Annotated in this window: 21 protein-coding genes and 1 pseudogene; 18 read left to right on the plus strand and 4 right to left on the minus strand. The window is 67.0% G+C overall.

Translation table 11 applies throughout. From position 1 onward, the window contains the following. The first annotated feature begins 1 nt into the window (after position 1). From uppS to A9K58_RS02835, 13 genes and pseudogenes are all read left to right on the plus strand, one after another. Positions 2 to 769: a polyprenyl diphosphate synthase gene (uppS, locus tag A9K58_RS02775; protein ID WP_065197883.1), complete on the plus strand. Its 768-nt coding sequence runs from the start codon at positions 2 to 4 to the stop codon at positions 767 to 769. After that, positions 766 to 1,602, plus strand: a complete 837-nt coding sequence (locus A9K58_RS02780) for a phosphatidate cytidylyltransferase (protein WP_065197884.1) — start codon at positions 766 to 768, stop codon at positions 1,600 to 1,602. Before uppS ends, A9K58_RS02780 begins: the two co-directional genes overlap by 4 nt. Before the next feature lie 2 nt (positions 1,603 to 1,604). Beyond that, on the plus strand, positions 1,605 to 2,795 hold the full coding sequence (locus tag A9K58_RS02785; protein WP_065197885.1) for a 1-deoxy-D-xylulose-5-phosphate reductoisomerase: 1,191 nt from the start codon (positions 1,605 to 1,607) through the stop codon (positions 2,793 to 2,795). Positions 2,796 to 2,849: 54 nt separating this feature from the next. Next, complete coding sequence (rseP, locus tag A9K58_RS02790; RefSeq protein ID WP_065197886.1) at positions 2,850 to 4,208, plus strand: RIP metalloprotease RseP; 1,359 nt, start codon at positions 2,850 to 2,852, stop codon at positions 4,206 to 4,208. Positions 4,209 to 4,282: 74 nt separating this feature from the next. Next, positions 4,283 to 6,646: an outer membrane protein assembly factor BamA gene (gene bamA, locus A9K58_RS02795; RefSeq protein WP_065197887.1), complete on the plus strand. Its 2,364-nt coding sequence runs from the start codon at positions 4,283 to 4,285 to the stop codon at positions 6,644 to 6,646. 566 nt (positions 6,647 to 7,212) lie between these two features. Then, positions 7,213 to 8,235 carry a UDP-3-O-(3-hydroxymyristoyl)glucosamine N-acyltransferase gene (gene lpxD / locus A9K58_RS02800; protein WP_065197888.1) on the plus strand — a complete coding sequence of 341 codons (1,023 nt, stop codon included), beginning with the start codon at positions 7,213 to 7,215 and terminating at the stop codon, positions 8,233 to 8,235. After that, on the plus strand, positions 8,232 to 8,690 hold the full coding sequence (fabZ, locus tag A9K58_RS02805; protein ID WP_012479607.1) for a 3-hydroxyacyl-ACP dehydratase FabZ: 459 nt from the start codon (positions 8,232 to 8,234) through the stop codon (positions 8,688 to 8,690). The genes lpxD and fabZ overlap by 4 nt, the downstream gene beginning before the upstream one ends. A 16-nt stretch (positions 8,691 to 8,706) precedes the next feature. Continuing rightward, entirely contained in the window at positions 8,707 to 9,498 is a 792-nt protein-coding gene (gene lpxA, locus A9K58_RS02810) for an acyl-ACP--UDP-N-acetylglucosamine O-acyltransferase (protein ID WP_065197889.1), read from the plus strand. A 92-nt stretch (positions 9,499 to 9,590) separates the two neighbouring features. Further along, a pseudogene (lpxB, locus tag A9K58_RS02815) lies at positions 9,591 to 10,754 on the plus strand (lipid-A-disaccharide synthase); the annotation flags it as partial. Then, entirely contained in the window at positions 10,751 to 11,419 is a 669-nt protein-coding gene (locus A9K58_RS02820; RefSeq protein ID WP_065197891.1) for a ribonuclease HII, read from the plus strand. The pseudogene lpxB and the gene A9K58_RS02820, both read left to right, overlap by 4 nt. Positions 11,420 to 11,656: 237 nt before the next feature. Beyond that, positions 11,657 to 15,247: a DNA polymerase III subunit alpha gene (gene dnaE, locus A9K58_RS02825; RefSeq protein ID WP_065197892.1), complete on the plus strand. Its 3,591-nt coding sequence runs from the start codon at positions 11,657 to 11,659 to the stop codon at positions 15,245 to 15,247. A gap of 64 nt (positions 15,248 to 15,311) precedes the next feature. Next, a complete protein-coding gene (locus A9K58_RS02830; RefSeq protein WP_065197893.1) occupies positions 15,312 to 16,181 on the plus strand; it encodes a hypothetical protein in 870 nt (289 codons plus the stop codon). A 113-nt stretch (positions 16,182 to 16,294) separates the two neighbouring features. Then, positions 16,295 to 17,254 carry an acetyl-CoA carboxylase carboxyltransferase subunit alpha gene (locus A9K58_RS02835; protein ID WP_065197894.1) on the plus strand — a complete coding sequence of 320 codons (960 nt, stop codon included), beginning with the start codon at positions 16,295 to 16,297 and terminating at the stop codon, positions 17,252 to 17,254. Between the two features lie 284 nt (positions 17,255 to 17,538). Here the strand turns inward: A9K58_RS02835 and A9K58_RS02840 are convergent, their stop codons facing one another. Next, complete coding sequence (locus A9K58_RS02840; protein WP_065197895.1) at positions 17,539 to 17,994, minus strand: CopD family protein; 456 nt, start codon at positions 17,992 to 17,994, stop codon at positions 17,539 to 17,541. Between the two features lie 149 nt (positions 17,995 to 18,143). Here A9K58_RS02840 and A9K58_RS02845 point away from each other — a divergent pair, with 149 nt between their 5' ends. Together A9K58_RS02845 and A9K58_RS02850 are read left to right on the plus strand one after the other, a co-directional pair. Further along, positions 18,144 to 18,734 (plus strand): class I SAM-dependent DNA methyltransferase, encoded by a 591-nt coding sequence (locus A9K58_RS02845; protein ID WP_065197896.1) that lies wholly within the window; start codon positions 18,144 to 18,146, stop codon positions 18,732 to 18,734. 93 nt (positions 18,735 to 18,827) lie between these two features. After that, positions 18,828 to 20,135, plus strand: a complete 1,308-nt coding sequence (locus A9K58_RS02850) for a polyhydroxyalkanoate depolymerase (RefSeq protein WP_065197897.1) — start codon at positions 18,828 to 18,830, stop codon at positions 20,133 to 20,135. Positions 20,136 to 20,244: 109 nt separating this feature from the next. Here the strand turns inward: A9K58_RS02850 and A9K58_RS02855 are convergent, their stop codons facing one another. After that, positions 20,245 to 21,234, minus strand: a complete 990-nt coding sequence (locus tag A9K58_RS02855; RefSeq protein ID WP_065197898.1) for a sensor domain-containing protein — start codon at positions 21,232 to 21,234, stop codon at positions 20,245 to 20,247. Further along, positions 21,231 to 21,596, minus strand: a complete 366-nt coding sequence (locus A9K58_RS02860; protein WP_065197899.1) for a PadR family transcriptional regulator — start codon at positions 21,594 to 21,596, stop codon at positions 21,231 to 21,233. Before A9K58_RS02860 ends, A9K58_RS02855 begins: the two co-directional genes overlap by 4 nt. 133 nt (positions 21,597 to 21,729) lie before the next feature. Here A9K58_RS02860 and A9K58_RS02865 point away from each other — a divergent pair, with 133 nt between their 5' ends. Further along, positions 21,730 to 22,626 carry a peptidylprolyl isomerase gene (locus A9K58_RS02865; RefSeq protein ID WP_065197900.1) on the plus strand — a complete coding sequence of 299 codons (897 nt, stop codon included), beginning with the start codon at positions 21,730 to 21,732 and terminating at the stop codon, positions 22,624 to 22,626. A gap of 566 nt (positions 22,627 to 23,192) precedes the next feature. Here the strand turns inward: A9K58_RS02865 and A9K58_RS02870 are convergent. Beyond that, the gene (locus A9K58_RS02870; protein ID WP_065197901.1) at positions 23,193 to 24,065 is read right to left on the minus strand and encodes a DMT family transporter; all 873 of its coding nucleotides are present in this window, start codon (positions 24,063 to 24,065) and stop codon (positions 23,193 to 23,195) included. A 115-nt stretch (positions 24,066 to 24,180) separates the two neighbouring features. On the opposite strand from A9K58_RS02870, the gene A9K58_RS02875 reads away from it, so the two are divergent. Continuing rightward, positions 24,181 to 25,125: a LysR substrate-binding domain-containing protein gene (locus tag A9K58_RS02875; protein WP_065197902.1), complete on the plus strand. Its 945-nt coding sequence runs from the start codon at positions 24,181 to 24,183 to the stop codon at positions 25,123 to 25,125. Positions 25,126 to 25,193: 68 nt separating this feature from the next. Further along, the gene (locus tag A9K58_RS02880; protein WP_005415831.1) at positions 25,194 to 25,487 is read left to right on the plus strand and encodes a hypothetical protein; all 294 of its coding nucleotides are present in this window, start codon (positions 25,194 to 25,196) and stop codon (positions 25,485 to 25,487) included. Positions 25,488 to 25,526: the final 39 nt, after the last annotated feature.

The raw sequence follows: 25,526 nt of genomic DNA on the forward strand, positions 1-25,526 counted from the left end.
GATGCCTTCAGCCCCGCCTCCGTTGCCGGCCGCCCTGCCTCGCCACATTGCCATCATCATGGATGGCAATGGCCGCTGGGCACAGCAGCGCCGCCGCCCGCGCGTCATCGGCCATCGTGCCGGCGCGCGCGCGGTCAACCGCACCATCGAGCGCTGCCTTGAACTGGGCATTCCCGCGCTGACCCTGTTCGCCTTTTCCAGCGAGAACTGGGGCCGGCCGCAGGAGGAAGTCGATGCGTTGATGAAGCTGTTCCTCGGCGCACTCGACCGCGAAGTGGACGAACTGCACCGCCGGGGCGTGCGCGTACGCTTCATCGGTGAACGCGAGCGCTTCGGCGCAGGGCTGGTCAGCCGCATGCAGCTGGCCGAGCAGCGCACTGCCGACAACACCACGTTGACCCTGTCGATCGCCGCCAGCTACGGCGGCCGCCAGGACATTACCCGTGCCACGCGCGCATTGGCCGCCGAAGTGGCGGCCGGTCGCCTGCTGCCCGAGCAGATCGACGAATCGCTGCTGGGCAGCCAGGTCGCCCTGGCTGACCTGCCGCCACCGGATCTGTTCATCCGCACCGGCGGCGACACCCGCATCAGCAATTTCCTGCTGTGGCAGCTCGCGTACACCGAGCTGTGGTTCACCGAGGCCCTGTGGCCCGACTTCGATGCCGATCTGCTGCAACTGGCGCTGGATGCCTACGCGGGCCGCGAGCGTCGTTTCGGCCTGACCAGCGCCCAGATCGCCGCACTGGCCACCGAGACCTCCAGCCCATGACCAAGACCCGAGTCCTCGCCGCGCTGATCATGGCGCCGGTCGCCATTGCCGCGATCCTGCTGCTGCCGACCCAATGGCTGGCCGCCGCGGCCGCCGCGGTACTGCTGATCGGCCTGTGGGAATGGCTGAAGCTGGCCGGCATCGAAGACACCCTGGCGCGTACCGTCCTGCTGGTGCTGAACCTGCTGCTGATGGTGCTGCTGGTATGGGCTGATGGCAGCACCCTGGTGCTGTTCCAGATCACCACGCTGGTCGGTGTCGGCTGGTGGCTGGCGGCACTGGCCTGGCTGCGCTTCTTCAATTTCGGCGCAGAGCCCACGGCCCCCTCGCGGATCATGAAAATGCTGGCCGGCACCCTCGCCATCGTCCCGGCGTGGGCCGCGCTGGTGCTGATCCATGCCGGTGGCGATCCGCCGGGCCAGCAGGGTCATCTGTGGTTGCTGGCAGCGCTGGCGCTGGTCTGGGCCGCGGACTCGGGCGCGTACTTTGCCGGCCGCCATTTCGGCAGGCACAAGCTGGCCCCGCGGATCAGCCCGAACAAGACCTGGGAAGGCCTGTTCGGTGGCCTGCTGGCCGGCGTTGCCGTTGCCGCCGGCCTGGGCTGGATGGCCGGCATCGATACCGCCCACCTGCCCGGCCTGCTGGCCACTTCGGTGATCGCCGTCTTCGCTTCGGTGCTGGGTGACCTGTTCGAGAGTCTGATCAAGCGCCACGCCGGCGCCAAGGACTCCGGCAACCTGATCCCCGGCCACGGGGGCATTCTCGACCGTGTCGATGGTGTCCTGGCCGCCGTGCCGGTGTTTGCGCTCGGCAAGGAAATCTTCGGGTTCTGATCATGAATACTGCCGCAGACCTGCGCCGGGTCGCCATATTCGGCGCCACCGGCTCGATCGGCACCTCCACGCTGGACGTGATCGCCCGCCATCCGCAGCGCTACAGGGCCAGCGTGCTGGCCGCTGGACGCCAGGTGCAGGCGCTGCTGGCCCTGTGCCGCCAGCATCGGCCGGCCCACGCCGTGATCGCCGATGAATCGCTGTATGCCGACCTGCGTGACGGCCTGCGCGACGCTGGCCTCGCCACCGAGGCCCACGCCGGCGCTGCTGCCCTGGACCAGTTGGCCGCCAGTGATGCGTGCGACACGGTGGTCGCGGCCATCGTCGGTGCCGCGGGGCTGTCGTCGACCCTGGCCGCGGCGGGAGCCGGCAAGCGCATCCTGCTGGCCAACAAGGAATCGCTGGTGCTGGCCGGTGAGCTACTGACCCGCACCGCCGAACGTGCCGGTGCCGAGATCATTCCGATCGACAGCGAGCACAGCGCCATCTTCCAGTGCCTGCGTTCGCGCGACGCCAGCATCGACGGCGCCGGCGTCCGCCGCATCCTGCTGACCGCATCCGGCGGCCCGTTCCGCGGCCGCAGCCGCGCCGAGCTGGCGCAGGTGACCCCGGCGCAGGCCGTGGCGCACCCGAAATGGTCGATGGGCCCGAAGATCTCCGTGGACTCGGCGACATTGATGAACAAGGGCCTGGAGGTGATCGAGGCCCATCATTTGTTCGCCGTGCCTGGCGAGCGGATCGAGGTGCTGGTGCACCCGCAGAGCCTGGTCCATTCGCTGGTCGAATTCGTCGACGGTTCGACCCTGGCGCAGTTGGGCCTGCCGGACATGCGCACGACCCTGGCCGTCGGCCTGGGTTGGCCACAACGCATCGAATCGGGCGTGGCAGGGCTGGACCTGCTGGCGCAGGGCCGGCTGGATTTCGAGGCGCCGGACACCGACGCCTTCCCGTGCCTGGCCCTGGCCTGGCAGGCCATGCAGGCCGGTGGCACCGCCCCGGCGGTGCTCAACGCTGCCAATGAAGAGGCGGTTTCAGCATTTCTTCAGGGCCGGATCGGTTTCCTGACGATTCCCGGGCTGGTTGCTAACGCACTTTCAACACTGCCGGCCCAGCCAGCCGATACACTGGAGGTCCTGTTGTCCGCCGACCAGCGGGCCCGCCAGCTGACCCTGAACGCCATCGACGCCGCCTGAACGACCACATCCCGCCCAGCATGACGCCGCCCTCGCCCACCACTGTGAGCCTGCATGACTGATTTCATCGGTTCGGTCTGGTGGATGATCGTCAGCCTCGGGCTGCTGGTTACCTTCCACGAATTCGGGCATTACTGGGTCGGCCGCCTGTGCGGGGTCAAGGTGCTGCGTTTCTCCGTCGGCTTCGGCCGGCCGCTGTGGTCACGCCGCGACAGGCACGGCACCGAGTTCGCCATCGCCGCCATCCCGCTGGGTGGCTACGTCAGGTTCCTCGACGAGCGTGAGGTCGAGGTGCACCCGCACGAACGTGGCCAGGCCTTCAACCACAAGACGGTCTGGCAGCGCATCGCCATTGTCGCCGCCGGCCCGCTCGCCAACCTGCTGCTGTGCATCCTGCTGCTGTGGGCGATGTTCGTCATCGGCAAGCAGGATTACTCGCCGACCCTCGGCCGGGTCACCGGCATCGCCGCCAGTGCCGGCCTGGCCAGCGGTGACCGCGTGCTGCGCGTGGACGAGCGCCCGGTGGCCACCCTCGGCGAGGCCAGCATGGCACTGACCGCCGCGGCGATGGACCGGCGCGACGTGACGCTCGAGGTCATCTCGGCCGACGACCAGGTCCGGCTGCGCGTGCTGCCGATGTCGCGGCTGCCCGCTGGATTCGATGAGCGGCGCGTGCCGATCCTGGCCGGCCTGCACTGGAAATCATGGCTGCAGCCGGCGTTGGTGAAATCACTGACCCGGGACTCGGTGGTGGCCGGGCAACTGCAACCGGGCGACCTGATCGTGGCGATCGACGGCCAGCCCATCGACAGCGCCGAACAGGTCGTCGGCGGGATCCAGGCACTCGGTCGCACCGGCCGCCCCGGCATGATCGAGGTGCTGCGCGGCGGCGAGCGCCTTGCGCTGGAAGTCACCCCGCGCCAGGGCAAGGACCCCCAGGGTCAGCCGGCCTGGCAGATCGGCGTGGAGTTCCCGACCACGTTCAGCCCTCCCTATGACACCCTGCTGCGCTACGGGCCACTGGATGCGGTGACCGCGGCCGTGCGCGAAACCGGGCGCCTGGCCGCCGATTCGCTGGGCATGATGGGCCGCATCATCACCGGCAAGGCTTCGCTGCAGAACGTTTCGGGACCGGTCACCATCGCCCGCGTAGCCAACGTCTCGGCCAAGCGCGGCCTGGACTGGTTCCTGCAGTTCCTTGCCCTGCTCTCGCTCAGCCTGTGCATCATCAACCTGCTGCCGATTCCGATCTTGGACGGCGGGCACCTGCTGTATTACCTTATCGAGTTGGTCAAGGGCAGCCCGCTGAGCGAGCGCGCCATCGCCGCCGGCCAGTACATCGGCCTGGCGTTGCTGGCCGGGCTGATGGGGTTGGCGTTCTACAACGACATCCTCGGCCTGGTCCCGCGATGAACTTTTCCACGTTGTTGCCGTCTACAGCGTCGGCATCCCGCACCAATGAAATCGACCTTCCTACCGGACGTGACATGACGCGACTCCCCAATCGCCGCCTGCTGGCCCTCGCCCTCGCCGCCGTCACCGGCGCCCCCGCCCTGGCCCAGGCAGCCGAGCCCTTCACTGTCAGCGACATCCGCGTCGATGGCCTGCAGCGCATCAGCTCGGGCACGGTGTTCACCTACCTGCCGGTGGAGCGTGGCGAGACGATCACTGACAGCAAGGTCGGCGAAACGATCCGCGCCCTGTACAAGACCGGCTTCTTTGAAGACGTGCAGCTGGACCGCCAGGGCAGCATCCTGGTGGTGACGGTCAAGGAACGCCCGGCGATCAACAAGCTGACCGTGACCGGCAACAAGGACATCAAGTCCGAGCAGCTGCTCAAGGGCCTGTCCGACATCGGCCTGTCCGAGGGCGGCACCTTCGACCGGCTGAGCCTGGACCGCGTGACCCAGGAACTGCGTCGCCAGTACAACGACCGCGGCAAGTACAACGTCGAGATCACCCCGACGGTGAGTCCGCTGGACCGCAACCGCGTGGACATCGCGATCGCCATCAAGGAAGGCAAGGCGGCCAAGATCCGCCACGTCAACCTGGTCGGCACCGAGAAGTTCGAGAGCGAGGACATCCTGAAGACCTGGGAATCCAAGGAGCACAACTGGGCGTCGTGGTACCGCCGTGATGACCAGTACTCCAAGGAAAAACTGTCCGGCGACCTGGAGAAGCTCAACTCCTGGTACCTGGACCGCGGCTATGTCGACTTCAGCATCGATTCGACCCAGGTATCGATCAGCCCCGACAAGCGCGACATGTTCCTCACCGCCGGCGTGACCGAAGGTGCGCAGTACAAGATCTCCGAGATCAAGGTCAGTGGCGACACCATCCTCCCGCAGGAAGACGTCGAGCGCATGGTGGTCCAGAAGCCCGGCGATACGTTCTCGCGTGCGCTGCTGGAATTCAGCTCGGACACCATCACCAACTCGCTGTCCAACATCGGCTACGCGTTCGCCAGGGTGAACCCGATTCCGACCACCAACCGCGCCGAGCAGACGGTGGCCATCAACATGCAGGTCGTGCCCGGCCCGCGTGTGTCGGTGCGACGCATCCTGTTCCGCGGCAATACCCGCACCTCCGACGAAGTGATGCGTCGCGAAATGCGCCAGTTCGAGAACACCTGGTATTCGCAGGCCGCGATCGACCGTTCCAAGATCCGCCTGCAGCGCCTGGGCTACTTCGAGTCGGTGGAAGTGGAAACCCCGGCCGTCAGCGGCAGCAACGACCAGGTCGACGTTGTCTACAACGTCAAGGAGACCACCTCCGGCAGCTTCGTGTTCGGCCTGGGCTATTCGCAGTCCTATGGCATGACCACCTCGGTACAGCTGTCGCAGAACAACTTCCTCGGCGGCGGCAACCGCGTGTCGGTCGAAGCCTCGCGCAGCAGCTACCTGCAGCGTTACGGCTTCAGCTACACCAACCCGTACTTCACCGATGACGGCGTGTCGCTGGGCTACAACCTGTCCTGGCGCGAACTGGACTACTCCGACTTCAATACCGCGCAGTACAACAGCACCAACGGTGCCGCGCAGGTGGTGTTCGGCGTGCCGCTGACCGAGACCGATACCGTCTCGCTGATGTTCGGCATCGACAGCAACCAGATCACCACCTACCAGGGCTCAACCCCACAGTCGATCATCGACTACATCAACGTGCTCGGCAGCAAGACCTTCCATGCCTGGCGCACCGAGCTGGGCTGGGCACGCGACTCGCGCAACGACTACTTCATGCCGACCCGCGGCACCTACCAGCGCGTCGGTCTGGAAACCACGCTGCCGGGCTCGACCATCGAGTACTACAAGCTGAACTACCAGATCAGCAAGTACTGGCCGATCATGCCGTCGCTGGTGATCAACACCCGTGCCGAAATCGGCTACGGTGACAGCTACGGCAAGGACAAGACCGCGATGGTGCCGGACAAGGATGGCAACCTGCGCTCGGTCACTGCCAGCGGACTGCCGTTCTACGAGAACTTCTATGCCGGTGGTACCAACTCGGTGCGCGGCTTCGAGGACAACACCCTGGGCCCGCGCGAGGCCACGGACGGCTATCCGGATGGCCAGCCGCTGGGTGGCTCGCTGAAGACCGTCGGTTCGGTCGAAGCCTACTTCCCACGCCTGTTCGACAGCCCGTCGGCGCGTGTCTCGGCCTTCGTCGACTTCGGCAACGTCTACACCGGCGTGGACAACTTCAAGGCCAACGAGCTGCGCGTGTCGACCGGTGTCGCCCTGCTGTGGCGCGCCCCGGTCGGCCCGATCTCGATCAGCTATGCCTTCCCGCTGAAGAAGGAAGACGGCGACAAGATCGAGCGCCTGCAATTCACGTTCGGTGGGCAGTTCTGACGAACCGCCCTGCGGTTCATCAGAACCGCATGCGCATATCCCCCGCGCCGTTACGCATGCCATCCATGGCATGCGCCCTTCGGGCCGTTGCTTAGCAACGTTGGGAATCGCTCCTGCGATTCCCAGGGGCGCGCCCCCTTAACAAAGGGGGGGCTCTCCACCAGACGGGGTGCGAAGCGCCGGGCATTGCCCGGCGTTTTCGTTTGGCCTGGATGCCGGAAGCGCCCGCTCTGCTTTTGATCTTTTCTGTTTTTCCGTGGCTGGCACTCGCGCCAGGCCGTCGCAGGTCGGACGGGGTGGGGCTGCGGGGGTGTGAGCCGCATGGGCCCGAGGCATGCCTCGGGCGGGTTGGGCAGGACGCCCAACCCAGGTCTCGCCGCGTGAGCAGGACAGCGCATGCGAGCAAGCGGCGACCAAGGCTACATGGACGTACTTGCGCCGCCCCCCGCAGTCCCGCCCGTCCGACCCAGCCCATGACACTGGCTCTGCCGGCCGCGAGGGGCCCTGCCGTTGGCTGCATATGCCCCCCGCATGACCGCAGTGGCGTCACACGTTAAACTCCCGCCGTGAATACTCCCACCTACACCGCCCAGCAACTCGCCGAGCAGTTCGGCCTGCAGGTCCATGGCGACCCCGCCACCGCCATCCACGGCGTGGCCACCCTCGCCCATGCCGGTCCTGGCCAGCTGACCTTCCTCGCCAACCCGCGCTACCGCGCCCAGCTGGCCGACAGCCAGGCATCGCTGGTCGTGCTGCGCGCCGACGATGCCGAGGCCGCCCCCGGCACCGCGCTCGTGGCCAAGGATCCCTACACCACGTTCGCCAAGATCGCTGCGCTGTTCGATATCGCGCCGGCGCGCCCGCCCGGCGTTCACCCCAGCGCCGTCATCGATCCCAGTGCCCAGGTTGCAGCCAGCGCCCACATCGGCCCGTTCGTCTCGATCGGCGCACGCAGCGTGGTCGGCGAGAACTGCGTCATCGGTGCTGGCAGCGTGATCGGCGAAGACTGCAGCCTTGGCAACGGCTGCGAGCTGATCGCGCGGGTCACCCTGGTTACCCGGGTCAAGCTCGGCAAGCGTGTGCGCGTGCATCCCGGTGCCGTGCTCGGCGCAGATGGCTTCGGCCTGGCGATGGACGCCGGCAAGTGGATCAAGGTGCCGCAGCTGGGGGGCGTACGCATCGGCGATGACTGCGAGATCGGTGCCAACACCTGCGTCGATCGTGGTGCGCTGGAAGACACCGTGCTGGACGAGGACGTGCGCCTGGACAACCTAGTGCAGATCGCCCACAACGTGCAGATCGGCGCGCACTCGGCCATCGCCGGCTGCACCGGCATCGCCGGCAGTGCCAGGATCGGCCGCTACTGCCTGCTCGGCGGTCACGTCGGCGTGGTCGGCCACCTCGAGATCTGCGACAAGGTCGTGATCACCGGCAAATCGGTGGTCCGCAACTCCATCCATGAGCCGGGCGAGTACTCGTCCGGTACCCCGTTGACCGACAACCGCACGTGGCGCAAGAACGCCGCGCGCTTCAAGCAGCTGGACGCACTCGCCCGCCGCGTCCTGGCCGCTGGCAAGGAGAAAGAATGAACGACACGCTGCAGCTTCCGATCGACGTCTGCCAGATCCAGGAACTGCTTCCGCACCGTTACCCGTTCCTGCTCGTGGACAGGGTGCTTGAACTCGACATCGAGGCCAAGCGCATCCTGGCCCAGAAGAACGTGAGCATCAACGAACCCTTCTTCCAGGGCCACTTCCCGGGCCGCCCGATCATGCCTGGCGTGCTGATCATCGAAGCACTGGCCCAGGCCGGCGGCGTGATGACCCAGCTCACGCTGGGCCGCGATGCGCAGTCCAAGCTGTTCTACATGGTCAAGGTGGAAAACGCCCGCTTCAACAAGCAGGTCGTGCCCGGCGATGTGCTGATGCTCGACGTGCAGATGAAGCGCCTGATCCGCAATATGGGCTGGTACTACGGCGAAGCCAAGGTCAACGGTGAAGTCGTTGCCTCGGCCGAGGTCATGTGCGCCGGCGCCAAGGGCTGACCCAGCGGAGGCTGCAATGACTGACAACGCACCACGGATCCACCCGACCGCCGTCATCGATCCGGCCGCACGCCTGGCCGATGATGTGCAGGTGGGCGCCTTCACCCTGATCGGCCCCGACGTCGAAATCGGCGCCGGCACGGTGATCGGGCCCCATTGCAGCATCCATGGCCCGACCCGGATCGGCCGCGACAACCGTTTCATTGGCCATGCGGCGGTCGGTGGCGAGCCGCAGGACAAGAAATTCGGCGGTGAGCGCACCGAACTGGTGATCGGCGACCGCAACGTGTTCCGCGAATTCGTCACCCTGAACCGCGGCACCGGCGGCGGTGGCGGCACCACTACCATCGGCAACGACAACTGGATGCTGGCCTACACGCACGTGGCGCACGATTGCCACGTCGGCAACTTCTGCGTGTTCTCCAACAACACCACGCTGGCGGGCCACGTCACCGTGGGCGACTACGTGATCATCAGCGGCTTCGCCGGTGCACACCAGTTCTGCCGCATCGGTGCCCATGCCTTCCTCGGCATGGGCGCGCTGACCAATGGTGACGTGCCCCCCTTCACCATGGTCGGCACCGATTCACTGGGTCGCCCACGCGGCATCAACAGCGAGGGCCTGAAGCGCCGTGGCTTTGATGCCGAGCGCATTTCCGCGATCAAGCGCGCCTACCGCACCCTGTACGTGGCCGGCCTGCCGTTGGCCGAGGCCAAGCAGCAGCTGACCGAGCAGGCGCGCGACAGCGACGACGTCAAGGCGATGCTGGACTTCATCGAACACGCCGAGAGGCCACTGCTGCGATGAGCGGCACGACCGGCCAGGCGCCCGGCAGCGCCGCCGTGATCCCACTGGCTTCCGTCGCCGGCAGCGGTCCTGCGCAGCGGGTGTCCAGCGAGCGCCCGCTGCGGATCGCGCTGGTCGCCGGTGAGGCGTCCGGCGACCTGCTCGGTGCCGGCCTGGTACGCGAACTGAAGGCGCGTTTCCCGAACGCCGAGTTCGCCGGCATCGGTGGCGATGCCATGCGCAGCGCCGGTTGCCAGACCTGGCACGATGCCAGCGAGCTGGCGGTGATGGGCCTGACCGAAGTGTTGCGCCACCTGCCGCGCCTGCTGAAGCTGCGCTCCGCGTTCCGCCAGCGTGCGCTGGAATGGCAGCCGGACGTGTTCATCGGCATCGACGCCCCCGACTTCAACCTGGGCATCGAGCGCTGGCTGAAACAGCGTGGCGTGCGCACCGTGCATTACGTCAGCCCGTCGGTCTGGGCCTGGCGCGAAAAGCGCGCCGAGAAAATCGGCAGCAGCGCCGACCTGGTGCTCTGCCTGTTCCCGATGGAACCGCCGATCTATGCCAGGCATGGCATCGACGCGCGCTTCGTCGGCCATCCGATGGCCGACGACATTCCCCTGCAGGGCAGCCGCGACGAAGCCCGCGCGGCATTGGGCCTGCCCGCCTCGGCCAAGGTACTGGCGGTACTGCCAGGCAGCCGCCTGGGCGAAATCTCGCGGCTCGGCGAGCCGTTCTTCGAAGCCGCCTGGCAGGTCTCCGAACGCATCCCGGGCCTGCACGTGGTAGTGCCTGCCGCCAATCCCGCATGCAAGCGGCTGATCGAGGAACAGCTGTCCCGCTCGGCATTGCCGGTGGCGTACTCGCATGTGCTCGACGGCCAGGCACGCACGGCGATGATCGCCGCTGACGTCGTGGTTCTGGCGTCCGGCACGGCGACCCTGGAGGCCATGCTGGTCAAGCGCCCGATGGTGGTCGGCTACCGGGTCAACGAACTGACCTACCGTCTGGTCAAGGCACTGGGCCTGATCAAGGTGGACCGCTTCGCCCTGCCCAACATCCTGGCTGGCCAGGACCTGGCCCCGGAACTGATGCAGCACGACTGCACGCCGGACAGGCTGGCGGCCGCCATCCTGCAGTGGTTCGACCATCCGCAACGGGTGACCGACCTGCAGGGCACCTACGTCCACCTGCATGAGCGCCTGCGGCGCAATGCCTCGGCCCGCGCTGCAGACGCCGTCAGCGAACTGCTGATGTGCGGCCAGGAACAGCGATGAACCGCCGTCGCGCCGCAGCGGCCAGCCTGGCACTGTTCGACGGCGCGGCCGTGGTCGAGCCTGGTCGCCTGGTCGCCGGCATCGACGAAGCCGGCCGTGGCCCGCTGGCCGGACCCGTCGCCGTCGCCGCGGTGGTGTTCGACCCCTCCAGGCCACGCATCAACGGCCTCGACGATTCCAAGCAACTCGCCGCCAGCCGACGAGAGCAGCTGCATGACCGCATCATCGAGCGTGCACTCGCCTGGCACGTGGTGCTGGTGGATGTGGGTACCATCGACCGCCTGAACATCTACCAGGCGACGCTGCAGGGCATGCGCGAGGTGGCCGCCGCGGTGGCCCATGTCGCCGGCTTCGCGCGTATCGACGGCAACGTGGTCCCCAAGGGCCTGGCGCTGCCGGCACAGGCGCTGGTCGGCGGGGATGGCATCGACCGCGCGATCATGGCGGCATCGATCCTGGCCAAGGTGTCGCGCGATCGCTACATGCAGGACCTGCACGCCCGGCATCCACAGTACGGCTTCGACCAGCACAAGGGCTACGGCACGCCGGCCCACCTGGCCGCCCTGCGCGAGCATGGGCCCTGTGCCGAGCACCGGCGCAGCTTCGCCCCGGTGCGGGAGTGCCTGGACCTGACGCAGGCGGCGGCCATCGCAGCCATTGCCTGAGTCGGCTGGAATCGTAGAGCCGAGCCCATGCTCGGCTGTCCGCAGCAGCCGAGCATCGGCTCGGCTCTACAGGAAACGCTCTCCCGCACGCCTGAACCTGCCTGCGTTCCCCGGCATGTCAAGAGCTTGTCGCCTCCCCCCGCCCTCGCTACCCTGACCGGGCATTCCAGCGCTTCCCGACCCCGGCGACGAACCTCCGTCAGCACCCGGGGCCCGCGCGCTCCAACCTGGTCCGGCATGTCCAACTCCCGCTTCGTACATCTCCACGTCCACACCGAGTTCTCGCTGGCGGACTCGACCATCCGCGTGCCGGCCAAGCCGGATCAGGCAGACCCGAAGAAGGCCAAGCAGGCCAACCTGCTGTCGCGCTCGGTGGAACTCGGCCTGCCCGCACTGGCAGTGACCGATCTCAACAACCTGTTCGCCCTGGTCAAGTTCTACAAGGCCGCCGAAGGGGTGGGCATCAAGCCGATCGCCGGTGCCGACGTGCTGATCGCCGAGGAAGGCCAGGACCCGTGGCGGATGACCCTGCTGTGCCGTGATCGCGAGGGCTACCTGAGCCTGTCGCGGCTGCTGACCCGTGCCTGGATGGAAGGCCATCGCCCCGAAGGCGGCGTAGCCATCCACCCGGACTGGCTGAAGGCCGGCAACGCCAACCTGTTCGCACTGGCCGGGCGGCAGAGCCTGGCCGGGCGCCTGGCGCTGGATGGCAAGCATGAACTGGCCGAGCAGCAGCTGGCCGACTGGCAACGGGTATTCGGCGATGGCCTGCACCTGGAGCTGACCCGCACCGGCCGCGAGGGCGAGGAGACCTTCAACCAGTTCGCGCTGATGGCCGCAGGCCAGCGCGGCCTGCCGGTGGTGGCCAGCAATGACGTGCGCTTCCTGTCGCCGTCGGATTTCAGCGCGCACGAAGCGCGCGTGTGCATTTCCACCGGCCGCGTGCTGGACGACCCCAAGCGCCCACGCGAATACAGCGACCAGCAGTACCTGAAGTCGGCCGAGGAGATGTGCGCGCTGTTCGCCGACATTCCCGATGCGATCGACAACACGCTGGCGCTGGCCGAGCGCTGCAACATCGAGATGCGGCTGGGCACCTACTTCCTGCCCAACTATCCGGTGCCCGACGACGAGACCCTGGACACCTGGATCCAGAAGATGTCGCGCGATGGCCTGGAAGAACGCCTGGCGAAGAATCCGCTGGCGCCGGGCAAGACCCGCGAGGATTACTTCGAGCGCCTGGAGTTCGAGCTCGACACCATCATCAAGATGGGCTTCCCCGGCTACTTCCTGATCGTGGCCGACTTCATCCAGTGGGGCAAGGGCCAGGGCATCCCGATCGGCCCCGGCCGTGGTTCCGGCGCGGGTTCGCTGGTGGCGTGGGCGCTGAAGATCACCGATCTGGACCCGCTGCCATACAACCTGCTGTTCGAGCGCTTCCTGAACCCGGAACGCGTGTCGATGCCCGACTTCGACATCGACTTCTGCATGGACCGCCGCGACGAAGTGATCGACTACGTCGCGCGCAAGTACGGGCGCGAACGCGTCAGCCAGATCATCACCTACGGCACCATGGCGGCCAAGGCAGTGGTGCGCGACTCCGGCCGCGTGCTGGGCTTCCCGTACGGCCTGGTCGACGGCGTCTCCAAGCTGATCCCGAACATCCTGGGCATCCACCTGAAGGATGCGCTGGGCAAGGGCAAGGAAGGCCCCAGCTCGGAAATGGCCTCGCCCGAACTGATCCAGCGCTACGAGTCCGAGGACGACGTCCGCGACCTGATCGACCTGGCACTGCAGCTGGAAGACCTGACCCGCAACGCCGGCAAGCACGCCGGCGGCGTGGTGATCGGTCCCGAGCCGCTGAGCGAATTCTGCCCGCTGTACGCCGAACACGACGAGAACGGCCTCGGCAAGAACCCGGTCACCCAGTTCGACAAGAACGACGTGGAAGAAGTCGGCCTGGTGAAGTTCGACTTCCTCGGCCTGCGCACGCTGACCATCATCGATTGGGCGGTGAAGGCGATCAACAAGCGCCACGAACGCGCGGGCATTCCGCCGGTGGACATCGCCGCGATCCCGCTCGACGACGCGCCCACCTACAAGGACATCTTCGCCAACGGCAACACCGGCGCGGTGTTCCAGTTCGAATCCTCCGGCATGCGCCGCCTGCTGAAGGACGCGCGCCCCGATCGTTTCGAAGACCTGATCGCGCTGGTGTCGCTGTACCGCCCTGGCCCGATGGACCTGATTCCTTCCTTCAACGCGCGCAAGCACGGCCAGGAAGAAATCATCTATCCCGATCCGCGCACCGAAGCCATCCTGAAGGACACCTACGGCATCATGGTGTACCAGGAGCAGGTGATGCAGATGGCGCAGATCGTCGGCGGCTACTCGCTGGGCGGCGCCGACCTGCTGCGCCGCGCGATGGGCAAGAAGGTGCCGGCCGAGATGGCCAAGCACCGCGAGATCTTCCGCGAGGGTGCGGCCAAGGGCGGTGTCGACGGTCCCAAGGCCGACGAGATCTTCGACCTGATGGAGAAGTTCGCCGGCTACGGCTTCAACAAGTCGCACGCCGCCGCATATGCGCTGGTCAGCTACCAGACTGCTTGGCTGAAGCGGCATTACCCGGCCGAATTCATGGCAGCCACGCTGTCGTCCGATCTGGACAATACCGACAAGGTGGTCGGCTTCCTCGACGAGGTGCGCAACCTGGGACTGACCGTGCTGCCGCCGAAGGTGAACCAGTCGGCCTTCATGTTCGAGGCGGTGACACCGGACACCATCCAGTATGGCCTTGGTGCGATCAAGGGCGTCGGCCAGGGTGCCTGCGAAGCCGTGGTCGAAGAACGCCAGAAGGGCGGCCCATACCGGGACCTGCTTGATTTCTGCACCCGCGTCGGCTCGGCCAAGCTCAACCGGCGCACGCTGGAAGCGATGATCAACTGCGGTGCATTGGACGAGCTGGGTCGCAACCGTGCATCGCTGATGCTGCAGCTGCCGGAAGTGATCAAGGCCACCGACCAGATGGCACGTGAGCGCGCCTCCGGCCAGAACTCGTTGTTCGGTGGCCCGGACCCCAGCACGGTATCGATCCAGCTGGACCTGCCCGAAACCGACGAATGGCCGCTGCTGCAACGCCTGAACGGTGAGCGTGACACGCTCGGCTTCTACCTCAGTGGCCATCCCTTCGACCCCTGGCGCGACGATGTGCGCGACCTGGTCGGCAACGATCTGGGCTCGGTGGAGAAGATCTGGAGCGCCAACAGTGGGGGCGGTGGTGGCGGCGAGAAACGCTGGCGCCCGGAAGTGCAGACGGTACTGGCCGGCCAGGTGGTCGGCGTGCGCCGCAAGGGTGAGAGCCAGATCTTCATCCAGCTGGAGGACGGACGCGGCCGTGTCGAGTGCAGCGCGTTCTCCGACGCGATGGCCGAATTCGGCCACCTGATGACCAAGGACCGCATCCTGGTCGTCAAGGGCGGCCTGCGCGAAGACGAGTTCAACGGCGGGTACGCGCTGCGCATCCGCCAGTGCTGGGACTTCGACGAGGTCTGCGCCAACTACGCCACCCGCCTTTCGCTGCGCCTGGACCTGCGCCAGCAGCGCCCGGTGTGGGAGCGCATCAACGCGCTGCTCGACCGTCATCGCCCGGGCCGCACGCCACTTCGCCTGGACCTGCTGCTCAACGGTCCACAGGGCGGCGTCGCCGGCATGCTCGACGTCTCTGGCCAGAGCGCGGTACGCATCGATTCCAGACTGATGGAGGCGCTGCGCGCCGACCCGGCCGTGCGCACGCTGAAGGTGCGTTACAGCCCGCCGTGGGCCAGCTGAGGCCGGCCCCGTCGTTTCCCTGCCCTGCCCCTTTTCGCGTTCCCGATATCAAGGACGATTGCCGATGAAGACCCTGTTGTTCCCCTTTGCCGCCGCATTGGCCCTGGCCGCCTGCTCGCCGTCGAAGATCGAGTTCCAGATCGACAACCCGACCGACACGCCGCTGGCGCTGAGCATCGACGGCCAGGACCTGCCGGTGACCGCGCACGGTTCGCGCCCGGTCTCGCTTGCCATCGGCGAGCATCGCCTGCACACCGACAGGCTCGGCGACGTGCGGTTCATCGTCTATGTGGACGGTCGTGGCGGCCTGATCAACCCGACCCTGAGCGAGTACGTGATCGCCCGCGAGATCTATGTCACGGACGAGAGCAAGCTGAAGAACTTCGGCGTCGGCAACACCGGCATCGAGCTGGGAGGCGTCAGCTTCGAAGGTCCATTCGAGAAGAGCCACGAGCTGTTCATCGACAAGACCTGGACCTACGGCGTGCGTGAGCCGTTCCCGAAGGAAAAAGTGGTGGCCCATGTCGACTCCAGTGGCGGCCAGATCGTTGCCAAGGTGTTCACCGCCCCGGACTTCATTGCCTACGTGGAAGAAGGCATGGGCGAGCCTGGCGCGTTCAAGCGCGAGCAGCCGGCAGGTTACGTTGCCCCGGTCCATGCGCTGGAGCGGGCCCCGGCCACCTTGCCAGCCCTGGACCCGGCCTTCGAAGCGCATGCCGGCCCCCTGCGCGAGGTCTACGCGCGCTGGCTGAAGGCCACCACCGCCGATGAACAGAAGGCCTTGCGCAAGCAGGACTTCGACGCGCAGATGGCCTTCACTTCGGCCACCGCGACCCTGGGAGCCAAGCTGGGGCGGGACGCCAACGAGGCCTACAACGACTTTGTCTCGCAACGCAGCCAGCTGATGGGCCGCAGCGCCCTGGTGGTGCCCTGAGCTGACTGGCGCGCCCCGCCCGGCTGCGCTACCGTCGCCTTCCAGACGAAGGCGTACGGGTGGTCCGCACGCATTCGGCTAGAATTGCCCTCTTCTTTACACGACGGCTTCCGATGAATCCGAACTACCTCGACTTCGAGCAACCCATCGCCGACCTGGAAGCCAAGATCCAGGAACTGCGCAACGCCAGCGCCGGGCCGGCGGTCAATGTCGAGGCGGAAGTGAATGCGCTGCAGGACAAGCTGCGCGCGCGCACCGCGCAGATCTTCCGCAACCTGACGTCCTGGCAGGTCCTGCAGCTGGCCCGCCACCCGTCGCGCCCGTACACCGCCGACTACATCCGCATCATCTGCGATGAGTTCCAGGAGCTGGCGGGCGACCGCGCCTTCGCCGACGACAAGGCCATCATGGGTGGCCTGGCCCGCATCAACGGCCGTGCGGTGATGGTGATCGGCCACCAGAAGGGCCGTGACACCAAGGAAAAGATCAAGCGCAACTTCGGCATGCCCAAGCCGGAGGGTTACCGCAAGGCACTGCGCCTGATGAAGATGGCCGAGCGCTTCGGCCTGCCGGTGCTGACCCTGATCGATACCGCCGGTGCCTGGCCGGGCATCGACGCCGAGTCGCGTGGCCAGTCCGAGGCGATCGCCCGCAACCTGATCGAGATGGCCGAACTGAAGGTGCCGATCATCTGCACCGTGATCGGCGAAGGCGGCTCCGGCGGCGCACTGGCGCTGGGCGTGGGCGACCGCACCGTGATGCTGGAATACGCGGTGTACTCGACCATCACCCCGGAAGGCTGCGCCTCGATCCTGTGGAAAGACGCGGGCAAGGCCAAGGAAGCGGCAGAGCAGCTGGGCCTGACCGCCCCGCGCCTGAAGAGCCTGGGCCTGGTCGACAAGGTCGTGCGCGAGCCGACCGGTGGCGCCCACCGCAACCCGACGCAGATGGCCAAGCGGCTGAAGGCGGTGCTGCTGAACGAGCTGGACGCGCTGGACAAGCTGTCCACCGAGCAGTTGCTGGAACAGCGCTACACGCGCCTGCGCAGCTACGGCACGTACGAAGCAGCCTGATTCATCGGCTTGTTACTTTCTTGCTCGTGCAAGAAAGTAACCAAAGAACACGCCGCCGAACGCGAGCCGGTGCTGTGCACCGGTTCCCTGCGCTTCTCGGTGAATCAGGGGACGGCGCCGAACTCGCTGCGCTCACACATCGGCGCCTCTTCGCCCCTGTTTCACCTGCGATGCTCGGCTCGCTCATGGCGGACCTGAACATCAAAAACCACAGCTGCACCCAGTAGAGCCACGCCATGCGTGGATGCATCTGTGCGATGCGCCGCGCGCGCAGCGCGCCCCGTTCAGAACGGCTTGGCCAGCACCAGCCACACGATCGGAATGAAGGCCAGCAGCGGGATCTCGTTGATCCAGCGCAGCGCGCGCGACGACGGCAGCGCCCGGCCCTTGGCCACGCCCTTGAGCAGGCGCCCGATCCAGATGAAATACGCCAGCAGCACCACCACCAGACCCAGCTTGGCGTGCAGCCAACCGGCAGCCCCTGGCGCGACCATGGTCGGGAAATCCGGGATGACCTTGTAGCCCAGCCACAGCACCAGGCCGAGCAGGAATGCCAGTCCGAACATCGAGTGGCCGAAGCGGTACAGGCGCATGCCCATCAGCTGCAGGCGCTCGGTCACCGCCGGCTGGCCTGCGGTCTCGGCCAGGTTCACCAGGATGCGCGGCAGATAGAACACCGTGGCCATCCACGCCACCACGAAGACGATGTGGAAGGTCTTGACCCAGTAGTAGCTCTGCATGCGCTCGCTCCGGCGGCTGGCGTAGGTTGGCGGCCATTCTCGCATGCCATGGCGAAGCCGCCGCAGGCACGCACGCTGCGGCATGTCGACGCATGGTGCCCCGCAACGCCTTAGGATAGGCGCCGTTTTCACCGATCACGCACCGCCCCATGGACAAGACCTACGACGCCGCCTACTTCCAGCGCTGGTATCGCCGCGCCGACATCGGAGGCAGCGCCCGCCTGGCACGCAAGGTCGCTTTGGCCGTGGCCAGTGCCGAGTACTACCTCGAGCGGCCGATCCGCAGCGTGCTGGACATCGGCTGCGGCGAAGGCGCCTGGCGCGCGCCGCTGCTGAAGCTGCGTCCGAAGGTCGAATACCTGGGCTTTGACAGCAGCGAGTACGCTGTGCGCCGCTACGGCCGAACCCGCAACCTGCACCTGGCCCGGTTCGGCGACTTCGCCTGGCTGCGGCCCTGCGCCCCGGTCGACCTGCTGGTCTGCTCCGACGTGATGCACTACGTGCCCGACCGCGAGCTGCGCGCCGGCCTGGCCGGCGTGGCTGAGCTGACCGGCGGCGTGGCCTTCCTGGAGACCTTCGCCGCCGAGGATGCGTTCGAGGGCGACCACGACGGTTTCCAGGCCCGCCCGGCGCGCTGGTACCGGCGGACGTTGGCCCGGCACGGCCTGCTGCCGGTCGGGTCGCACTGCTGGCTTGGCCCCGCCCTGGCAGGCGATGCGGCCGCGTTGGAACGGATGTGAATCCGGATTCATTATTTTCAGCCGACTTAACCTGCGGGACACCCGGATGGGATATGCTGCGCGGCAACATATGACCATACATATTCGGTCGGCATGCTCTATCAACTGCACGAACTGACCCGCAACCTGCTCGCCCCCTGGGTGCACCAGGCCCAGGCCAACGCCAGGTTCTTCACCAACCCGGGCCACTGGTGGTCGCAGATGCCGGGCGCCGATCGCCTGGCGGCGGTCAACGAGCTGTTCCACCGCATCGGCAAGGATTACGAGAAGCCCGAATGGGGCATCAACGAAATCGACGTCGAAGGCGAGCGCGTGCCGATCGTCGTGCACGAGGAAGTGAGCAAGCCGTTCTGCAAGCTGCTGCGCTTCAAGCGCCACAGCAATGAAGCCGAGCAGCTGCACACCATGCTCAACCAGCCGTTCGTTCTGGTGGTGGCGCCCCTGTCAGGCCATCACGCCACGCTGCTGCGCGACACCGTGCGCACGCTGCTGCGCGACCATCGCGTATACGTCACCGACTGGGTGGATGCACGCATGGTGCCGGCCAGCGAAGGCGAGTTCGGCCTGGACGACTACGTCGCCTACATCCAGGAATTCATCCGCCACCTCGGCGTGGAGCGCCTGCACGTAGTCAGTGTCTGCCAACCGACCGTGCCAGTGCTGGCAGCGGTATCGCTGATGGCCAGCCGCGGTGAACCAACGCCGCGCACGCTGGTGATGATGGGCGGCCCGATCGATGCGCGCTGCAGCCCGACCGCCGTGAACAACCTGGCTACGCAGAACCCGCTGTCGTGGTTCGAGAACAACGTCATCCACACCGTGCCGGCCAGCTATCCCGGTGCCGGCCGCCGCGTGTATCCGGGGTTCCTGCAGCACGCCGGCTTCCTGTCGATGAACCCGAGCCGCCATTTCAGCTCGCACTGGGATTTCTACACCGACCTGGTCAAGGGCGACCTGGAAGACGCCGACGCGCACCGTCGCTTCTACGACGAGTACAACGCAGTACTCGACATGCCGGCCAAGTACTACCTGGATACCATCCGCGTGGTGTTCCAGGATTTCCTGCTGCCGCGTGGCGAATGGGTGGTCAACGGCGAAAAGGTCGATCCGTCGGCGATCCGCGATACCGCGCTGCTGAGCATTGAAGGCGAGCTGGACGACATTGCCGGGCTCGGCCAGACCGAAGCGGCGCAGGCGCTGTGCACCGGCATCAGCGCTGACCAGCGCGAGCATTTCATCGTCGAAGGCGCCGGCCACTATGGCATTTTCAGTGGCCGTCGCTGGCGCGAAGTGGTGTATCCGAAGGTGCGCGACTTCTTCGCCGCGCATGCCGAAGCGCCTGCGGCGAAGGCTTCGAAGAAGAAGAACAACGTCACCCCGCTGCGGCGCAAGGCGGGCTGATTCCCGGCAGGGGTCGGATCCCTTTCCAACGGAAAGGGCTCTGACCCCAGCATGATGGGATCCGGGGTCAGAGCCCTGTTCTGCGAACAGGGATCCGACCCCTGGCCTGTTACAACCGCACCAGCAGGTTCTTGGCGATCAGCCCGTGCAGCTTGCCGATGGCACGCGCCAGGTGCATCGTCAGCACCAGCAGCAGCACGCCTGCGGCGGCAGTGGCGATGCCCAGCAACGGCGAGGCGGCCATCGGCAGCATGTTCACGCCGTCGACATACACCCCCGGCAGGTCACCGCTGAACAGCGCCGCCACAGGCGCCCAGACCAGGCCCAGCGACAGCGACAGCAGGGTCACTGCGATGCTGAAGTAGGCCACGCCGAGCGGCAGCATCAGCACGAAGTACAGCAGCGTCAGCCAGGTCCGGCCGTCGGTGAACATGTCGCCGATGCGCTGCAGCCAGGTGCGGCTGCGGTCGGTATAGCGCGGACGGCGCGGCATGCGTTCGCCGAGCAGCGCCTCCACCAGCCGCCCTTCCAGCAGCGCCAGCCCGCGCACCGAGCCGAAGAACAGCACGGTCAGCGGGATGCCGACGATCAGGACCAGCAGGCCCAACGACAGCGACAGGCCGGTCACCACCCAGGTGAAGAAGAAGATGCCGGTGGCCAGCGACAGCAGCATGTAGAACAGCGCGCCGTAGGTATGCGGATCGGCCACCACGCCGAAGAAGCGGGCCAGCAGCGAGCGCGGCACCGGCGCCGGCGGTGGTGCGGCCGGCTCCACGCCACTGGCTTCGGCCGCCGCACGCAGCACCGGCGCGGTATCCGCACGCGGCGTGCGCAGCGCGCGGTTCACCGTCACTTCGGTCTCGCGGTAGATCTCGGCCACTTCATCAGGCGCACCGTAGCTACCGGCGACGTCGGCGATCACCTCGGCTTCGCTGCGGCCAGGCTGCGCCGCCAGCTCCGAGCGCAGGTATTCCTCGGCGTCGTACAGCGCGTCCTGCACCATCGCCGCATCGGCACCCTCCAGCGCCGCGCGCAGCTGCGCCAGGTACTGCGGAATGGTGGTCGGCAGGGCGCTGCCTGCCAGGTTCGGGTCGTTCATTGCGGTACCCCCTCCAACACGGAATCGACGGAATCTCGGGTGGCCCGCCACGCCTGGCGCCACTGCGCCAGCACCTCGCGGCCACGTTCGTTGATGCGGTAGTAGCGCCGCGGCGGTCCGCTGCTGGAGGGCTCGACATGGCTCTCCAGCAGGCCGGCAGCTTCCAGGTTGCGCAGCACCGGGTACAGCGCGCTCTGCTTGCCGCTCAGTACGCCCTCGCCCACCCGCTCCAGCTCCTTGGCGATCAGGTAGCCGTACAGCGGCTCGCCGGCCCGGGCCAGCACCGCCAGCAGGGCCAGCGACACGGTCCCGGCGCTCAGCTCCTTCTGGAACTTCTTCAGGTGGACGTCGTCCTCGGACATGCCCGGCCCTCCACTACGTTGAACTCAACAGTAGTATGAAGTTCGGTATAGCGAATGTGTCGTTAGTCATTCCGGTTGGCGTGGCGGGGCTGCTCGCGCAGAATCGGGGCCTCGTTCATGTTCCGGGGTTCCCATGCCGCACCGTCGTCGCCTTGCCCTGATCGCCCTCGCCAGCCTGCTGCCCGCCATGGCCAGCGCCGCCTCGCCCTACCGCAGCCCGCAGCAGATCCTCGAAGCGTCGGCGGCCAGCGACTGGCGCACGCCGGACCCGGCCAACCTGCTGTACATGGACCTGCCGGCCGGGCGGGTGATCATCGAGCTGGCGCCACAGTTCGCCCCGCGCCATGTCGCCAACATCCAGACCTTCGCCCACGAGCACTTCTGGGACGGCACCAGCATCTACCGCTCGCAGGACAATTTCGTGGTGCAGTTCGGCGATGCCGACGCCGATGACGCGGCCAGGGCCAAGCCGTTCGGCAGTGCCGCGCGCAAGCTGCCGGCCGAGTTCGAGCGCCCCAGCGCCGGCCTGAAGGTGAGCGTGCTGCCGGATCGTGACGGCTGGGCGGCGCAGACCGGTTTCGTCGACGGCTTCCCGGTCGGGCAGGACCCGCAGGCCGGCAAGGCCTGGCTGGCGCATTGCTACGGCATGCTCGGCGCCGGCCGCAGCAACGAGGAAGACAGCAGCATCGGCGCCGAACTGTACGTGGTGACCGGGCAGTCGCCGCGCCAGCTGGACCGCAACATCACCCTGGTCGGTCGCGTGCTGAAGGGCATGGAACTGCTCAGCGCGGTCCCGCGTGGGCCGGCACCGATGGGTTTCTATACCGACCCGAAGCTGCGTACACCAATCGTGTCGATCCGCCGTGCCAGCGATGTGCCGGCGGCGGAGCGGACGCCGATCCAGGTGCTGCGCACCGATTCGAAGACCTTCGCCGACACGGTGGAGGCGCGGCGCAATCGCGTGGACGATTTCTACAAGCGTCCGGCGGGGCATATCGACCTGTGCAATATTCCGGTGCCAGTGCGGTAGGAGCCTGGCTTCCTGCGCGTGGCACGTGCTGAAGGCGCTGCACTGTTCATGGGCGTTACTTTTCTTTTCGCGCGAAAAGAAAAGTAACCAAAAGAAACGCGCCGCCAGGTCGCGAGCCGCCGTGCTGCGCACGTCGGCCCCTGCGCTTCTCGGTGAATCAGGGGACGGCGCCGAACTCGCTGCGCTCAGACATCGGCGCCTCTGCGCCCCTGATTCCCCTGCGATGCTCGGCTCGCTCAAGGCGGACCCAGTTCAAAGGCCACAGCTGCACCCAGAAGATCCACGCAATGCGTGGATGCTTTTGCTGTTGATCTTGACCTCCCAGTCCGCCTTGAGCGAGCCGAGCACCGCAGGTCCGGCGAGGGCGAAGAGGCGCGGGTGTCTGAGCGCAGCGAGTTCCCGCGCCGTCCCTCGACGGGCCGAGGAGCGCAGGGCACCGGTGCGCAGCACCGGCTCGCGGTCGGCGGAACGTTTCTTTTGGTTACTTTTCTTTGCGTACAAAGAAAAGTAACGCCCATGAACAGTGAAGCACCTTCAGCACATGCCACGCGCAAAACGCCAACGCCTCAGCCCTTCTGACTCACCGCCACACTTCCCAGAATCAACGCACCGGCAATCAGCATCTGCACTGTCACCGGCTCGCCCAGGAACAACCACGCGAAGGCCGCGCCGAACAGCGGGATCAGGTAGGTCACCGTCGACGCGCGCGAGGGTCCGATACGGCCGATCAGGCGGTAGAACATCAGGAACGCCAGGCCGGTGCAGGCCACGCCCAGCGCGATCGCCGCGCCCCACGCCTTCAATGGAATCACTGCCTGCGGCCAGTGGCTGACCGCCATCGGCAGCATCCACAGCGAGGCACACGACAGCGTCGCAGCCGCCGCGGCCGCCGACGGCAGCCCGGTCATGTGCCGCTTCACCAGGTTCACGCCCAGGCCGTACAGCAGCGAGGCCGCCGCACCGGCCAGCACCGCGGCGCCGATGCTCAGGCCCGACACCTTGGCCGTGGCCAGCACCACCACGCCGGCAAAGCCGACCAGCAGCGCGCCCGCGCGGCGCAGGCCGATCTTCTCGCCGAAGAACAGGAAGGCGATCAGCGCGGCGAACAACACGGTCATCGCATTGCAGATCGCACCGATCGCGGCAGGCGCCCGTTCGGCCGAATAGGCAAACAGCACGAACGGCAGTGCCGAGTTGACCAGGCCGATCGGTGCCAGCCACAGCCAGCGCCGCGGCGGGAACTGCGCGCGGGCGCGCCACAGGAACGGCAGCAGCACCAGCGCGCCCAGTACCAGCCGCACCTCGACCAGCGCGAACGGGCCGAACGAGGGAACGGCCACCCGCATGAACAGGAACGAACAGCCCCAGATGGCGCCCAGCAGTGTCAGTTCCAACGGCGTGCGCCAGTCGCGCTCGACCGCCTGTGGGACCGCATTCATACCGTGCCTCCGTCCATCGTCAGTTCCTCGTCAGGGCAGACAGGATCCGGCGCAGACGGCTGCCGCACAAGCGCGTAGTATCGCTGCCAGCCACAAATATGGTTTGAGGCTGGACATGCAGCTACGCCCTTCCCTGCTCCCCGCACTGGCCGTGTTCGCGGTCGCCGCACGCCACCAGAATTTCGCCCAGGCCGCACAGGAGCTGCACCTGACTGCCAGTGCGGTCAGCCATCACGTGCGCCGCCTGGAGGAAGTGCTGGCGACCCGGCTGTTCCTCCGCCACGCGCGCGGCGTGCGCCTGACCGCCGAGGGCCGGCAGCTGGCCGACGCCGCCAGCGCCGCCTTCAGCGATGTCGCGGCGGTCGCCCACCACCTGCACCCGGACGCGGACAGCGTGCCGCTGCGGATCACAACGCTGCGCTCGCTCTCCTACTGCTGGCTGCTGCCGCGGCTGCCGCGCTTCACCCAGGCGCATCCGCATATCCGCATCGAGTTGCATACCGGCAGCGGGCTGGATCGTTACGACGACAACGGACCGGAAGTCGGTATCCGCTATGGGATGGGCCAGTGGCCGGGCCTGCGTGCGCAACACCTGATGGATGATTACCTGTTCCCGGTGGCCTCCCCGGCACTGGCCGGGGTGGAAACGCTGGCCGATCCAGCGCGCATCGCCGAGCTGCCGCTGCTGGCCGATCTGTCACCGCAGGGCTGGCGCGACTGGTTCCGCCATGCCGGCGTGCATCCGCCCTCGCCGCTGCCGCCGATGCACACCTTCGCCGACAGTACCGATGCGATGCGCGCAGCGGTGTATGGCATGGGCGCGGTGCTGGCACGCACCCACATCGCCCAGCCTTACCTGCAACGTTACGAGGTGGTACGCCTGCCCGGGCCGGCGTTGAAGGCGCGCTATGCCTACTACGTGGTGCACGCCGAAGGGCAACCACCCAGCCCGGCCGCGCGCCTGTTCATCGATTGGGTGCTGGAACAGGCCCAGGACGAACGCACGCCGATTCCGGCGCTGCCGGACAGCCTGCTGGGGCGCCCGGCCACGCCTCCCTGACTGCGCCCTCACCGGTTCTTTGCCCGGCGCTGGCTAGGCTGCAGGCAACTCCACAACGCATCCACGCCATGGCCATGCTGCGACTGCGCATCACCGGAACCGAAGACGACGCCCGTGCCATCAGCGACCTGCTGCTCGGCCTGGATGGCATCGAACATGTCGAGGAAACCGACGACCTGATGCCGCACATGGACGACGACGATTCCAGCTCGGCTGGGCTGTCAGACGACATTGGGCCCGGCATCCACGAACTGGAGGTGGAAGTCGGCAACGAAAGCACCGCGCAGAAGGTGCGCGATGCCGTGCAGGAGCTGGCGCTGGAGCTGGACGTGTTCGTCGAATACGAGACCGACGAGGGATGAGTTGCCGCCGGTGGTGGCCCAGCGCTACCGAGGGCCCCC

It is taken from the genome of Stenotrophomonas maltophilia (assembly GCF_001676385.1).
GTDB classification, from domain to species: domain Bacteria; phylum Pseudomonadota; class Gammaproteobacteria; order Xanthomonadales; family Xanthomonadaceae; genus Stenotrophomonas; species Stenotrophomonas maltophilia_J.

What these genes read in the sequence shown, in the direction of transcription:
- dnaE (WP_065197892.1), top strand. Translation starts at nt 11,657, where the DNA reads ATGTCCAACTCCCGCTTCGTACATCTCCACGTCCACACCGAGTTCTCG.
- A9K58_RS02840 (WP_065197895.1), bottom strand. Translation starts at nt 17,994, where the DNA reads ATGCAGAGCTACTACTGGGTCAAGACCTTCCACATCGTCTTCGTGGTG.
- A9K58_RS02865 (WP_065197900.1), top strand. Translation starts at nt 21,730, where the DNA reads ATGCCGCACCGTCGTCGCCTTGCCCTGATCGCCCTCGCCAGCCTGCTG.
- rseP (WP_065197886.1), top strand. Translation starts at nt 2,850, where the DNA reads ATGACTGATTTCATCGGTTCGGTCTGGTGGATGATCGTCAGCCTCGGG.
- A9K58_RS02785 (WP_065197885.1), top strand. Translation starts at nt 1,605, where the DNA reads ATGAATACTGCCGCAGACCTGCGCCGGGTCGCCATATTCGGCGCCACC.
- A9K58_RS02820 (WP_065197891.1), top strand. Translation starts at nt 10,751, where the DNA reads ATGAACCGCCGTCGCGCCGCAGCGGCCAGCCTGGCACTGTTCGACGGC.
- A9K58_RS02845 (WP_065197896.1), top strand. Translation starts at nt 18,144, where the DNA reads ATGGACAAGACCTACGACGCCGCCTACTTCCAGCGCTGGTATCGCCGC.
- A9K58_RS02850 (WP_065197897.1), top strand. Translation starts at nt 18,828, where the DNA reads ATGCTCTATCAACTGCACGAACTGACCCGCAACCTGCTCGCCCCCTGG.
- fabZ (WP_012479607.1), top strand. Translation starts at nt 8,232, where the DNA reads ATGAACGACACGCTGCAGCTTCCGATCGACGTCTGCCAGATCCAGGAA.
- A9K58_RS02835 (WP_065197894.1), top strand. Translation starts at nt 16,295, where the DNA reads ATGAATCCGAACTACCTCGACTTCGAGCAACCCATCGCCGACCTGGAA.
- A9K58_RS02830 (WP_065197893.1), top strand. Translation starts at nt 15,312, where the DNA reads ATGAAGACCCTGTTGTTCCCCTTTGCCGCCGCATTGGCCCTGGCCGCC.
- A9K58_RS02855 (WP_065197898.1), bottom strand. Translation starts at nt 21,234, where the DNA reads ATGAACGACCCGAACCTGGCAGGCAGCGCCCTGCCGACCACCATTCCG.
- A9K58_RS02780 (WP_065197884.1), top strand. Translation starts at nt 766, where the DNA reads ATGACCAAGACCCGAGTCCTCGCCGCGCTGATCATGGCGCCGGTCGCC.
- A9K58_RS02880 (WP_005415831.1), top strand. Translation starts at nt 25,194, where the DNA reads ATGGCCATGCTGCGACTGCGCATCACCGGAACCGAAGACGACGCCCGT.
- A9K58_RS02860 (WP_065197899.1), bottom strand. Translation starts at nt 21,596, where the DNA reads ATGTCCGAGGACGACGTCCACCTGAAGAAGTTCCAGAAGGAGCTGAGC.
- A9K58_RS02875 (WP_065197902.1), top strand. Translation starts at nt 24,181, where the DNA reads ATGCAGCTACGCCCTTCCCTGCTCCCCGCACTGGCCGTGTTCGCGGTC.
- uppS (WP_065197883.1), top strand. Translation starts at nt 2, where the DNA reads ATGCCTTCAGCCCCGCCTCCGTTGCCGGCCGCCCTGCCTCGCCACATT.
- A9K58_RS02870 (WP_065197901.1), bottom strand. Translation starts at nt 24,065, where the DNA reads ATGAATGCGGTCCCACAGGCGGTCGAGCGCGACTGGCGCACGCCGTTG.
- lpxA (WP_065197889.1), top strand. Translation starts at nt 8,707, where the DNA reads ATGACTGACAACGCACCACGGATCCACCCGACCGCCGTCATCGATCCG.
- bamA (WP_065197887.1), top strand. Translation starts at nt 4,283, where the DNA reads ATGACGCGACTCCCCAATCGCCGCCTGCTGGCCCTCGCCCTCGCCGCC.